Annotated in this window: 8 protein-coding genes; 7 read left to right on the forward strand and 1 reads right to left on the reverse strand. The window is 35.3% G+C overall.

All coding sequences use genetic code 11. From position 1 onward, the window contains the following. Positions 1 to 30 precede the first annotated feature (30 nt). From BK579_RS08150 to BK579_RS08170, 5 genes are all read left to right on the forward strand, one after another. Entirely contained in the window at positions 31 to 1,026 is a 996-nt protein-coding gene (locus tag BK579_RS08150; RefSeq protein WP_078544714.1) for a glycoside hydrolase family protein, read from the forward strand. 469 nt (positions 1,027 to 1,495) lie between these two features. Then, complete coding sequence (locus BK579_RS08155; RefSeq protein WP_078544715.1) at positions 1,496 to 4,072, forward strand: UvrD-helicase domain-containing protein; 2,577 nt, start codon at positions 1,496 to 1,498, stop codon at positions 4,070 to 4,072. Between the two features lie 17 nt (positions 4,073 to 4,089). Further along, entirely contained in the window at positions 4,090 to 4,785 is a 696-nt protein-coding gene (locus BK579_RS08160; protein ID WP_078544716.1) for a hypothetical protein, read from the forward strand. Positions 4,786 to 4,846: 61 nt separating this feature from the next. After that, entirely contained in the window at positions 4,847 to 6,715 is a 1,869-nt protein-coding gene (locus tag BK579_RS08165; RefSeq protein ID WP_078544717.1) for a nuclease-related domain-containing DEAD/DEAH box helicase, read from the forward strand. Between the two features lie 266 nt (positions 6,716 to 6,981). Continuing rightward, positions 6,982 to 9,306: a HelD family protein gene (locus tag BK579_RS08170; RefSeq protein WP_078544718.1), complete on the forward strand. Its 2,325-nt coding sequence runs from the start codon at positions 6,982 to 6,984 to the stop codon at positions 9,304 to 9,306. Between the two features lie 77 nt (positions 9,307 to 9,383). Here the strand turns inward: BK579_RS08170 and BK579_RS08175 are convergent, their stop codons facing one another. Next, complete coding sequence (locus BK579_RS08175; protein WP_078544719.1) at positions 9,384 to 10,073, reverse strand: hypothetical protein; 690 nt, start codon at positions 10,071 to 10,073, stop codon at positions 9,384 to 9,386. Positions 10,074 to 10,414: 341 nt separating this feature from the next. Here BK579_RS08175 and BK579_RS08180 point away from each other — a divergent pair, with 341 nt between their 5' ends. Next, on the forward strand, positions 10,415 to 12,673 hold the full coding sequence (locus BK579_RS08180; RefSeq protein ID WP_078544720.1) for an McrB family protein: 2,259 nt from the start codon (positions 10,415 to 10,417) through the stop codon (positions 12,671 to 12,673). Further along, positions 12,648 to 14,144 (forward strand): DUF2357 domain-containing protein, encoded by a 1,497-nt coding sequence (locus tag BK579_RS08185; RefSeq protein ID WP_078544721.1) that lies wholly within the window; start codon positions 12,648 to 12,650, stop codon positions 14,142 to 14,144. The genes BK579_RS08180 and BK579_RS08185 overlap by 26 nt, the downstream gene beginning before the upstream one ends. Positions 14,145 to 14,151 lie beyond the last annotated feature (7 nt).

Below are 14,151 nucleotides of genomic sequence, written 5' to 3' on the forward strand. Positions count from 1 at the left end.
AAATACAGAATGCAATAGAGGGGGAGACCTGTGAATATAGAACCGTATTTAACTCCATATAAATATGGAAAACCTGTTTTGGTAGGGTCAGGAAAAGAAGGTCACTTTGACAAAAAGGCAGTCGATTGCCCATTTGTTTTTCAACATAATGATAAGTTTTACATGATGTATGTTGGTTTTGACGGGGCTGGATATCAGACTGCATTAGCGACTAGTTCCGATTTATTAAACTGGGATCATCTTAGTGTCATTCTTAAACGAGATGCAGGGAACGGCTGGGATAATAACAACATTGCTGGAACGTGGATGTTGAAAGTACACAATATGGAAGCCGCACCAGTTCTGAAAAAATGGGATAATAAGTATTGGTTAGTGTACCATGCATATCCAAATCAAGGGTATGAAGAAGGCCCTGCAAAAATTGGCTTAGCTTGGACAGAAGATGAAAATTTATTAGAATGGAATCGTTTACCAGATCCAATTATCGTTCCCGAAGAACAATTTGAGTGGGAATCTGGAGGGTTATATAAAGAATGCTTGATCGAGCATGAGGGTCAGTTCTATTTATATTACAATGCAAAAACGAGTGAAAAAAGATGGAGAGAACAAACGGGTGTAGCATTTTCTAAAGATTTAAAGACTTGGACCAAATATGACAATAACCCAGTACTTAAGGTGACTCCAGACGCATGGGACTGCGGCTTTGCCAGTGACCCGTGTATCTTAAAAAATGGAGATGAGTGGGTGATGTACTATTTTGGGTTTAACTATAAACAAGCCCAAGAAGGGTTAGCACTATCAAAGGATTTATTAAATTGGGAGAAGTACCCTGAACCCATTATTCGTGTAGGAGAAGGGGATGAGATTGACTCCATATTTGCTCATAAGCCATCTGTAATTACCCATAATGGTGTGTTATATCATTTTTACACGGCAAGTAGAAGATACCGTGAAGGTGATCCAACACTTAATTTCATTGATGAGTTCAGGACGATTAGTGTTGCGACTAATAAAGATATATCTTAAAGGATAGTAAAGCAGAAGATCTTAGTTTAAGTGGCTGAGATCTTCTGCTTTTTTACTCAAAAAAACCAACCATCACCCCTGTTCTATTACTTGAAAGATAAAATGGATTGCGAGCTCACTCCTAGTTATTGCTAGGATATTGTTGAAAAGATAAACCTACAAAAAGGTGGGATGTCCTAAAAGTCATTAATTAATGATCTTGTGGTCATCCCTATTATGTGGATAAACATTGCAAATCCAGCGATTAGGTATCATATAAAAATGATATCCTTTGTAATGCCCCAAGATTTCTTATCCTATAAAATCTTTCGATAGGACTTTTGGACTAAAAAACACTTTTCTAACAAAATATTTGAAAATTCGACAGAAATCTTCTATTTTCACGAAACCTCTTGTTTATAATTAAGGATAAGCTGGTTAAAAGGACCTAGTTTTTGATGAGAAGGTCTTATGTGATGGAGGCATTTATATGAAAGTACTAGCATTAGAAAAGTTCTTTAAGTCTGTTCCTGGAGAAAAGCAAGGGTTAGTCAATGAGCGGGTGAAGGCTTTTGTTAAAGAGTTAAGTGAAAAAAATTATAATTATAAATCTGTTTTAAAGGGCTATAGTTCGAGAAAAGTGGAGTCCTTACAAAATAACATTTTAAAGTTTCCCGTTGGTAGTGACCGTGTATTGTATACATATGGTAGCGAGCTTCCATTTATAGGGAAAGAATATCACCACTGCATTGTTTTATTGGAATATAGTAATCATGATAAACAAATACGGACAGCTCGTAATAGAGAGTTTACGAAACAGCGGGTTGTTGATTATAAAATGATTGAGGAAAGTGAAAATAATGAAAATACGGTTGAGAAACAGCTGGTCAATCTTAGTTATGAAGATTCCATCGTTAGAATTTTTGAGGTAGAAGAGCTCGAAAAGGTGTTTGGTGATAGTGAGTATTTCTATCATTTAAACGAGGAACAAACGAAGATTGTTAAGTTAAAAGATAAAGGCGAATTTGTGTTTGGATCTGCTGGGAGTGGAAAAACGACGATAGGCGTCTATAAAATTGTAGAATTTCTACAAAATTTGAATCACCCAGACATCAAGCTCTGCTATTTCACATTTTCGCGGAATTTAAAGGACCGCACAGAACGTTTTTTTGAAAAGCTTGCGGGTGAGTTATATGGAATGAGTCGAAATGAGTTTCATGACAAGGTTGACTTTTTTACCGTAGAGGAATATTTGGAGCAAATGTCAGGTGGAACTGCGAAAATTATTACTTATGAAAAATTCATAGAGTGGTACAAATCCTACATTCCTGGACATAACTTTGATGAAAGTGCTTTATGGAAGGAACGTAGAGGGATTTTTCAGGGAATGATCGGGAAGAATTGGCAATATGAAATAGAGGTCCCTGTTTCCGGTTTTGATAAAAAGCTGCTAAAGGTGTTAGCTGAGCATGAGTATATTAAATGGAATAAGACCAAAAAGTCTTTTCAGCTGACTCAGGAATTAAATGCAATCTGCAGCAATATTGATAAAAAATTCGGAGATAGTCAAGATTTCCGTCAGCAGGTTGTTAAGTGCTACAACTTGAAGATTAGCGCCAAAAAAGAGCTGTCGGAACAAGAGTATCTTGAGTTAAATGAATCGTATAGCTTGTTTTCAAAAGGCGATCGAGCAAAGGTATGTAAACACTATAAAAGCTTTGCCCAGCATGTTCATCATCTAGGGAAGGTTGATTTTGTTGAGGAAGGAGAGCTTGTTAGAGCGCTTCTGCCTGAGACTCAATCAGTCTATGACTATATCATTATTGATGAAGTTCAGGATTTAACTGAGCTCCAGGTATATTACTTATGCCAGCTTGTGAAGGACAAGAAAAATGTTTATGTGTGTGGTGATTTTAATCAAACCATTAATCCAACCTTTTTTAAGATTGGAAGAATAGAGAGCATTTTTAAATTTCTTGGAGGACTCACGAGCTTTGAGGAAACTACTTTACAAAAAAATTATCGTTCGAGCAAAGATATTGTCAAGCTTGCAAATGAACTCGCTGAGCTCAGAGGCAGTTCATTTACAACCAAATTAGATTATGAATATACAGAAAAAGCTGTAAGAGAAAATACGAAAAAGCCGTATTTATATGTAGGAGAGCAAAGTGATTTGTTTTCTTATATAAAGGATAAAAGTTATGTATCCGTAGTGGTTGGTAGTAGTCAAACCAAAAGTGAACTAAAGCTAAAATACCCTGAAATCGCGACAAGGATTTTAACAGTCTCAGAAATTAAAGGGATTGAACGCAAATACATCATTACTTATAACTTGCTATCAGACTATAAGGAACAATGGGATGAGATTTTTAAGAAATTAGCATCAAACTCAAAGCTTAATTCTGAGCTATATCGTTATTATTTCAACATTTTTTATGTAGGAATAACAAGAGCACGAGATGTCCTTGGAATGGTAGAAGACGATTTATCCGAGGGAATGAGGAATTGGCTCGTTAATAAAGTGGATATTGTTCAACGGTTTGATGTTGATCAGCTATCACTTCAAGAAGGATCAACAATAATGGATTTTTTAAATGAAGCCTTTGAGTACGAGGAAATGGGATTACTTCAAGATGCAATTGAAGCTTATCGTAGCTTAATCGATTTAAACGATGATGCGATTAAAACTCGTGCAGAGCTTGGAGTGAAGCGCTGTGAAACAAAAGTGGATTTTCAGAATGATAAAAACTACACAAAATGTGGTGAACGACTATTAAAACTGAAGCAATACGATGAGGCGGTATCTTACTTAAGGCAAGACAAAAATGGGAATCCCAAAGCATTACTAACAGCGATTCTTAAGTCAACAACACCCGAACGATTTAACACCTATAAAGAGCTTGAACGATTAAATACAAATCCTTTAAAGGTGTTAACGGAAATCGGGGATGAAGATTTGACAAGAAGGTTTATAAAAAATGAGATCAAACCGTTTTCGGTACAAATGGACGAACTAGTACGACAATCAACAAAGGCAAAGGAAGTATTCGTTACAATTAATCGGTAAGGGGAGAATAATAAGCTATGGCAACAGCAGGAGAAACGAAAGCATTAAACCAGTTAATCAAATCATTTGAGGAAGCGTCTGTGAGCTCGAAAGAACTAGAAAGAGTAATTAAGAACTTTGCTGAGATGACAAACGAGTTCCGTGAGGTTCTTTATATTGTTGATGAAAAGATCTCGGCCAAGGAAGTTGCAGAACTTTCACAGGAAGCCATTGAAAAACTCGATAAAGTGAAGAGTTATAACGAGCTAGAGATGTTAGAAATGTTAGAAAAGGTTGTATCCAAGCAAGTGAAGGATCAGGTGAAGGGGCTGCAAAAGCAGTTAGTTGATCACCAAAAGGATAGCCAAACAAAGCTAGATCAACAGCTCAAAAAGCTGACTACCTCAATCAAGTCGTCATTATCCAATCAACAGCCAACTCAAGCTGATAATGAAAAGCAGCAAGAGCTATTAGCTGCTCTCAAACGAATTGAAAGTCAGACAAAGAACATGGCTCATCCTGGTCAATGGACAGCTCCTCAAGCCAATAATGAAGAAGTGGCGAAGCTTAGGAGATACGTTAGTACATTGAATCAAAAGCTGAAAAAGATCGAAGCAGATTATGAGTATCGGATTGAAGCTCTCGAGAACGAGGTTGAGATATTAAGAGCCAATCAACAGAATACAGAGGGCAATTCAATCGTAGATATTGATGATGAGGACTTACCGTTTTAAATCTGAAAGAGTCTACAAATGATGGAAATCAATTTTACTATTAGTAAGCTAGGTGAATACCATGACAACAGAGATTTTTGAGAGCTTTAATAAAAACGATCCAAGAACAAAGGGTGAGCAATATTTATTAGATTGTTTTCGGACTAGTCCACGTTTTGATGGATGGATGATTTTTGAACAACCCCATATTAATTCAATGAAACCGGATTTTGTCCTTCTCCATCCCAAACGAGGAATAATCATTATTGAGGTGAAGGACTGGAATTTGGATTCGGATGTTTACGAAAATGGTGGATATATCCGTGGAACAGATGGTCGATCACATAAGAAGAATCCAATTAACCAAGTAGAAAATTACAAAAAAAATATTCTTAAGTCAGAATTAACGAACAGTGTGTATCTAGCCGAAAGATACAAACATAATTATTACGCTTGTATCGAAACAGTCGTTTATTTTCATGGTGCTACCAAGGCTCAAGCATTAGCATTTTGTCAAGGAAGTCACTCGCATACGAAAATATGGACCATAGAGGATATTGAGGAAATTAATAGCCAAAAAACTTTAAATCCTAGGAGCCATACCTATGCATTATCTAGGGATCAATCTTCATTTAATCATCAAGGGTTATTAGAGGAATTAGTGAAAGAGCTGTCCAAGCATTTACAGTATGCAGACTATAATTATGAGCGAAGACAGCCATTCGTTTTAACTCGAGCACAACGAGAGCTTGCTGAGTTAAGTCCGGGTTCCATCCGTAGATGGAGTGGTGTAGCCGGTGCTGGTAAATCACTCATTTTAGCTGAAAAAGCAGTAAATGCATTAAGAGATGATAAACGTGTAATTATCTTAACCTTTAATATTACCTTACGACATTATTTAAGAGATTTAGTTAGTCAGCAATTTGGAGAAGGAAGTTTTGAAGGGGAACGAAAGAAGCTACGAAAGGATTTAACGATCATTCATTTCCATGAACTGTTGAAGGTAATCATGACAGAACACGAATTAGAAGTTGACTTTGATGATGAAAATCCAGATTTCACCCAGAGATGGATGAACAAAATTAACGTTTATTTATCTACTAATCGAAAGAAGAGTCAATTTAACTATGATTATATTTTGATTGATGAAGGTCAAGATTTCATGGGAGAATGGATTCGATTTCTAAAGCAGTTTTATACAGAACAAGGTGAACTGTTTATTGTCTATGATAAGGCACAGGATTTATTTAAACATGGTGTATGGATTGAGGATGCAGTGCAGGTGAAGAACATAGGGTTTAAGGGGAGACCTGGTAACTTAAAGTATACACACCGTCTACCAGATACCATGGTCCAGAAGATCCGTGACGTTCGTAAGGTGCTTAAAATAGAAGCTGAAGAAATACTCGTACCCCGAGAAGAGCAAATTAGCTTATTACAAACGACATTTTGGTATAACTATCGGGCCAATCATGTCCATGACAAACTACAACAGCTAGAGAACCACATCAAGGAATTACGTCAAGCTAATGATTGGGAAGACATCACCATTTTGACCACTAACGAACAAACAGGTGCTGCCCTGGTTGAGTATTTCGAATGGCATGGTGTGAGAACTTCTCATGTATACGATATGGAAAGACAAGCTGATCATAAAAGACGCAGGTCAGAGAAATGGAAGTTCCATGGGGGAACCGGTAGACTTAAAATTTGTTCGTTTCATAGTTACAAAGGGTGGCAAACACCAAATATTGTACTAATTTTGGATTCGCCGACAACGCAATATGTAAATGGCAATATTTTTCTTAACGGTGCTCCAAATCCAGATACCATTAAAAATGCCTTATTCATAAGTATGTCTCGAGTGAAGGGGAAGGCAACAACAGGTGAGTTTTCTTTCATTTGTCTTAACTATTTAGCTGAGTATGGTCATTTGAGTAGGCATTTTTGATTAGACCATTAGAAAATTTCTAATGGTTGTTTGCTTACATCATTGGAATCAATGTAAAGATAACCTATCAAGAAAAATTAACTAGAATATGAAATAATTGTCTAACAAATTTTGAAAATGAATTGATATAATAGATGTAAATTAATTGGTAAATACTGAATGGCTTAGTTGAGTTTGTTAGCTAGGTTTTTATGGAATAAGTAAACGAAACAAAAGTAAACCATTTCTATTCAATATTATTAAATAATAGATTATGAGGAGACTCTATGAATTCTACAAGAAATATATTGAGTGAAGAGCAAAAGCAATTAAGTAAAACAATCAAGATAATTGAAAAGATGATTGAAGAAAATAAAAAAGAAGATCAACGAAAGAGAAATGACCCAGACCTTCCGGGTAATTTACTAACTAGTAAACGAATAAAAGAGTATGAAGCTGCAAGAAAAGAATTATATTTTGGTAGAGTAGATATTATTGAAAATGGGAAGATTGAGACGTGTTATTTAGGTGAAGTACCAATAGCAAAAGACGATACTGAGATCCTTATTTATAACTGGAAATCACCAATAGGTGATGCATTTGGTGGTTTTTACGGTGGAGATGGGACAATTTCTTATGAAGTTGAAGATAAAATGGGTAGATACCAAAATACTCTTACCGTTTTATTAAAGCGTCAAATGTCCATTAAAGATGATAAAGTAATCGATTACAGTGATGTGTTGAGTGATCAAGCCCTTAAAAGTTCGAAAGCTAAAAAGATAGATACTAAGAGTCAGTTAAAAACAATAGATGAAGATGCTCAATATGCAGATCAGTTTTTAGCTAATCTATTAAAAGAAACAAGTCAGGTTCATGGAATCAAAAAAGTAATTGCTACGATTCGTAAAGAACAAAATGATGTAATTCGGTTGGGAATCAATGAACCGATTCTTATCCAGGGGGTTGCCGGAAGCGGAAAATCTACGATTGCATTAAACCGTATTTCGTTTCTTTTATATAGGTATAATCAATCACTAAAAACAGACAATATCTTAATATTAGCACCTAATAAAATGTTTCTTTCATATATCGAAGGAGTATTACCAGGGCTCGATATCTCAAAAATCCAACAAAAAACGTTCTTGTCACTGGTGAAAGAACTGATTCCATCTCTTGGAAAAATAGTTGAACCATTTGAAACACTGGCTTCTATTGTAAACGGGAATCTCAGTTTGTTAGATATCGAACCGGTGACAAAATTCAAAGGATCCATTCAATTCAAAGAATCGATTGATAAGTACTTTTCATTTTTAGAAGATAATAGTCACTTATCGATTAAAGAATTGACAATCTTTGATCCGTTCATTCAAAAAGATTATACATTTTCAACGGAAAAAATTACACAAGAGTTTAAGAATTATGCTTATTTACCATATGAAGCAAGAAGAAGACAGGTTTATACTGTCATTGAAAATTGGAAAAACGCTACCTTACAACAGTGCATAAGGAGATTGGAAGAGGAACTAACTAACGCAGAAGAAATATGGGTAAAAACACTTCCGAGTGATAGTGAAATTCGTAAACAAACGTACCTTGCTCTTGAAAAAGCTAGCAAGTATAAAATTGATACGATTAAAAAAGAGTTTAATGACAGCTGGAAGAATTATAAAGCTGAAAAAACGTTAAACACGTCAAGTAAAATAAATAAAACGATATTAGAGCCCGAATTACTTCAAAGTATTGATCCCAACATAAAAGCCGAAACACTTGATCTGTTGGCAAAGAACAAAAAGCAAAAAGTACAATATGAAGACTTGGCAGCTCTTGTTTATATTGAAACACTACTCAATGGTCCTTCGAAGTCATTTGATTATATTGTCATTGATGAGGCACAAGATTTAAGTCCGTTCCAAATCTTAGTTTTAAAACAACTATCTAAATCCATGACCATTCTAGGAGATGAAACACAGAGTATCTATTACTTTATGGGGATTGAAAATTGGGGAGAGATTACGAACACCGTTTATAAAAATGAAGAGATTCATAAAGCGAACTTAGCAGTAAGTTATCGCTCGACCTTTGAAGTTATGGAAACTGCTAATCAAATAATTACGAATGGCAACCTGCCTTATCAAAAGGTTATTCCATTTAATCGCCATGGGGACAATATCGTTTGTCGCCCGATTGAAGATGAAGAAAATTTGTTATGGAATATGACTCAATCTATTAAAGAATTTTTAGGAAAAGGGTACAAAAGAATAGCTATCATTCATAAGGATGCAGGTCGAAGTGAAGTGTTATTTAAGGCATTACAAAATCATGATCTAACATCTATACAGCTAGTTTTAAGTCCTGATGACCCAATTAAGGAATCAATTGTTATTATTCCTTCATATCTTGTTAAAGGTCTAGAATTTGATGCTGTAATCATACCGAATGCAAATGAAGATAATTATAGACTTACAGATTTAGATGCTAAACTTTTATACGTTTCAGTCACAAGGCCACACCATGCATTGCATATTTATTATTATAAAAAAATCACCCCACTTCTCAAAACGTTAATACCTGAAGCGAAGAAAGAGAAAAAAGAAAAGTTAGGGATATTGTAATAAGAAACAAGGGGCTACCAGAGAAGATTGGTTAGCCCCTTGTTTTGTTAGCTATTAGCTTTTTGTATTTAAAAAGGCTATTCTTCTCCGATTAAAGGATCTAGGACTTCTCTAAGAATTCGCTCGTACGTTAGGAATCTATCCTTATGATCTTTATGTATAATCATTGCTTCACATCTAATGTTAGCTAATTTTAATTGTTTAATTAATAGAGTATCTTTTGTTAGAAAATCATTAATTATTTTATTAGTTTGTTTAGGTGTAGACGTTTTAAATAATTTTAAAGAAGAAGTTTGTATTGATGTTTCACAATGAGACTCTAAACGCTTTATTAGATTTTCCTTTTCTCCTTGGGCTTTACCTATGTAGATTGGTACTTCAAACATATCCTTATTACTATGATTTGTTAATTGTTCATTGCGCCTCCAGTAAGGATTAATTCGTGGGAGTCTAAATTTTATGGGGTCACCTTTTTCTGTTTTTAAACAAGTAGAAGATGAATTGTTCTTAACGTAATATTGATCATATAGGTTATTTCTTTTTTGCCATGTTTTAATGAGATGATTAGGATTGCATGTTGCGTACCATATATAAATCCCATGGAATGATGATCTATTACTAAATGCCGTTTTTATATCACTTTTATTTGTAACAGGGAAATTTATAGCCTGTTCCCTCATAGAATCAACAATGTCCTTAAGTATAACTTTATAGGAATTAAGTTCTATTTCTGTAGTTTGCTCTAAGTGTTGTAACTCCTCTGACATACGATCTTCCCCCCTCTGAAAATAATTCACAGTTTTACGTTAACCAAAATAATATCCCACTATATTATAGTAAAGAATAACCTAACATTATAACAACTTTTAATACCCTGAAAATACTTAGTTAGCAGAGTTGGAATCTATTTTAAATGCTATTGAACTAAACTAAACATCGTGTTTAGGAGGATAACGAGCAGATTGTTCTTATTTGATTTACACGAAAAACAGGGAGGCAAGAAAAACCAATTAAAGTATATATGGTTAAAAATTGTTAAAAAATAACTACTAATGCTTTAGAATAGGAAATAGTTACTATTTTAACTAAAGCCAAGGAAGTGACAGCCATGATCGAAGCCAATCAACTGATTGATATTATGAATATAGAAGATACGACACTTAGAAATGAGAGAATCCTTAATGAAGTACAGCCACTGGCGAGGAGAATAATAGACTCGTTTATTAACAAGTACGGTGAGCGGGACTCATCTTTACGTCAGCTAAAAGTACATACACATGAGCAAACGATTAAAACTACGATTGCAGATTTAAAGAATCCTAAATATGCAGACAAAAAACAGCATTATGGAAATAAGGCATTTGTTGAATTAATCGATGAAACATTATTTGATAGTCCACTCTTTATCTTAAAGCTAGAGTTTCATCTTGCATCTCGTGAAATCAGATTGGTGATGAGCTCTGACTTTTATCCGTTCTGGGTTTTATCAAAGCGATCTCAGGTACACGAACTAGAAAGAATGCTTGAAGAACTTCACCCTGATCTTAACATTTTTACGATTGAAGAGAAAAAGAAGTTCATAGAAGAAAGTAAGTTTATAGATACGGTTTGGCAGAACATAAAAAGTAAGCGCAAGCCGACGATTTATTTTGGAAAAATACTTCCGTTAGAGGGATTAATGGAGGAACAGGTAATAGTTGATCAACTTTGGGATACGTACCAAAAGTTAACTCCTGTTCGCAGTATGTTAGAAAGAGAAGCAGTTGAACATAGTCAAGCACTTCTGTTGATGAAAAAGTTCCAAGACGATATAGCTCCGATTTCGATCAATCTTTTTTCGAAATCGTATGAAGTGAAAATGGATGAAGAAGTGAAGAAGGTAAAAACAAATGAATATAAGCAAATGTTCTATATATATGAGCAAGATCAGTTAATAACAGAAGGGCATATCGCCTATTATACTAGGGATCCACATGAATCAATCGGGATTATTATCAATAACCGTGGGTATATTTATCATCGAATTCGGAAGCTAGCATCTCGTGAAAACTATGAGTGGTATATTAAAAAAGCATACTATCACCGGGGTAAATATAACGAAAATAATGAAAATCAAATCTATCAAGAGAAAACGGTAGAAGAATTAAAAAATCATCAGTTCAAATTAAATGAAGTAAATGCGTTTTATGTAGGTACCTACATAAGTAATGATGAGTTTTTTACCGAATCTATTTCCACTATTAAAGAACGTCTGATTACAGCAGCCGCTATTTTTGCAGATATAAGAGGCTTTCTAACCTTTCCAAAGGGTGGAACAACACCAATCGAGATCATTGAAGAAGATGATGATGAGATGGAGAGTGACGTAGAAGAGTTCACGAGCTCGTTTGATTTCCCAAGTATCATGGACCTGGTTGAGCAAAGTGGATTTACGTTCTCACTTGATATTATTCGAGATTTTTACTTAAATCTAACAAGTCTTGAAGACAAGCATTTTGTTATCTTAAGTGGGATATCGGGAACTGGAAAAACTCAGCTTTGTCGCGTGTTTGCTAATGCCGTATATGGTCTAGGGTTTAGTGAGGACAATCCTTATCTAAAAATCGTTCCGGTTCGACCTGACTGGATGGATGCGACATCATTATTTGGGTATTATAGTTCATTTGAAAAAAGGTATATGAAAACCGAGTTCTTAGAAATGTTGTTACAAGCGAATGTTGAAAAGGACAAGCCACACTTCATCGTTTTGGATGAAATGAACTTAGCGCGTGTAGAGTATTATTTGAGTGATTATTTAAGTGCCGTTGAATCTAGAAAACCGATTAACTTACATACAATCGATGATCTTGCTGATGTTCCAAAAACAATCGAAATTCCACATAACTTCTATGTGATTGGCACCATTAATGTTGATGAAACGACTCACAGTATTTCAGATAAAGTACTAGATCGTTCGTTTGTAATGATGTTGTCGGATGTTGATTTTACAAGCTTTTGGGAAAGTTTAGATGAGAAATACAAGAAGACTGTTCAACGGGAATGGGAACTATTATTAACGATTCACGGCCAGCTTACTACATTTGATTTACATTTTGGATATCGAACAATGAATGAAATGATCCGCAAGCTGTATAAAAATAGCTTGTTACCAGAAGGGCTAAGAATGGACCCGTTGTATGCGCTAGACCGAGTGGTATCTGAAAAGGTGATTCCTAAAATTAGAGGAGATGAGAGAATCACAGAATTGCTGGAAAGCTTGGCTAACTTATTTCAGCACCAATTTGGAGAAAACTCTCAATCACTTAAGCATGTTGAGCGCATGAGAGAGGAATTAGAGCGCTATGGCTCCACTCAATTCTGGCGTTAAGATTACGGTTTATGACGATTATCAAAAAAGCTGGGTGTCACTAAATAAAGTATACCTAGAGGAAGCAAGAAGCTATAGATGGAGAACTCGCTCAAAGCAAGCATTTCAATTTCACATGCAGCATCTTTCATTACCGATGAACAAAACACTTGAAGGCTGGGAGGGGATATTTGAAACACCCTTTCAAAGTGGCATTGTCTCATTTGCAATTACCTCTCAGATAGGCGTAGACTATATTGATAACTATATTTATACTGACCATCGCAAGCTAACTGAGCAACAATATACAATTCTATTAGACGATTTATTAAAAGAAGCAAGCATTTGCTTCCAACAATCGGGACTAGAAACAAATATAGCAGCAAACGGATTCACACGAGACTTATCTATGCTGCAGTGGATGTATATAGAATCTGAAATGTACAAGTTAAGAACAATATTTCTAAAGATTGAAAAGCACCCTTTAAGGAATTTGCGAAAAGAAGAACTACTTATGAAACGTGAGCGGGTTAAGACTGTGACTCCACGAACGATCGCATGGATGGAAAGATATGGTGAAACCTTTGGTGCAACACCATCAAAATTACCAAGTCACATCCAAACAACCAAAGTGGAAGAAACCTTTGATGTGTATGAAAATCGGGTAATTCTTCTCCAACTAAATGACCTTGAAGCTTTATTGAAATCATATAGAACTCTTCATGACGTGGATATCCAAAGAAAGGCAAACCAATTTCTAGATTGGATCAGTCTCTGGAAAAAGGGAGAATTTCTGCAGAAGATAAAACCACATACTGGTACTGTGAAAATCACTCAAGTTTTTCGGAAGCATTCTGTATATCGTCTTTGGTATCAATGGTTTCAATCGCTTTATCAATTTAAGGAAATCACCTTTGATCTCCAGCAAAAATTAAGTTTAAAAGACACGTATTTGTTATATGAAATGTGGTGCTTTATGCAAATCATCCGTATCTTACGGGAAGTAGACTTGCTAGAGAATACAGCAGAGCTATTTACGAAAAAGGACGGATTTTATTTTTTACGATTAGCTGAGAACAAAGAAAGTACAGTTAAGCTCAAGAACGGGGCAACACTTACTTACCAGAAAATTATCCAATTAAACACAAGCCCTTACTATTCGTACACTCAGAGAATGATCCCTGATATTGTGATCGATTATCAAGATCAGTTGTATGTGATGGACCCTAAGTATCGGATTCCTGCTAATCTACCCATGGCCTTAGGGGAGATGCATAAATATCGGGACGGAATATTGACTAGGGAAGATGATTCGCGGGTTGTGAAGGAAGTATATATTTTAACTCCGACAGAATGTGATATGCCGAGTGAAGAGGATTTTTATGATAGTAGGTTTCATCAAAGGTATCATATGGGTGCTTATTGGTTTTCTCCTGGGGAGGAATTGGAAATGTTTGAAGAGTGGGTTAGGAAGTTATTCTCATTCTCTTAAAACAACC

It is taken from the genome of Litchfieldia alkalitelluris (genome assembly GCF_002019645.1).
In the GTDB taxonomy this organism is placed as follows: Bacteria; Bacillota; Bacilli; order Bacillales; family Bacillaceae_L; genus Litchfieldia; species Litchfieldia alkalitelluris.

Coding starts and splice junctions, on each gene's coding strand:
- BK579_RS08160 (WP_078544716.1), top strand. CDS start 4,090: ATGGCAACAGCAGGAGAAACGAAAGCATTAAACCAGTTAATCAAATCA.
- BK579_RS08155 (WP_078544715.1), top strand. CDS start 1,496: ATGAAAGTACTAGCATTAGAAAAGTTCTTTAAGTCTGTTCCTGGAGAA.
- BK579_RS08170 (WP_078544718.1), top strand. CDS start 6,982: ATGAATTCTACAAGAAATATATTGAGTGAAGAGCAAAAGCAATTAAGT.
- BK579_RS08165 (WP_078544717.1), top strand. CDS start 4,847: ATGACAACAGAGATTTTTGAGAGCTTTAATAAAAACGATCCAAGAACA.
- BK579_RS08185 (WP_078544721.1), top strand. CDS start 12,648: ATGGCTCCACTCAATTCTGGCGTTAAGATTACGGTTTATGACGATTAT.
- BK579_RS08175 (WP_078544719.1), bottom strand. CDS start 10,073: ATGTCAGAGGAGTTACAACACTTAGAGCAAACTACAGAAATAGAACTT.
- BK579_RS08180 (WP_078544720.1), top strand. CDS start 10,415: ATGATCGAAGCCAATCAACTGATTGATATTATGAATATAGAAGATACG.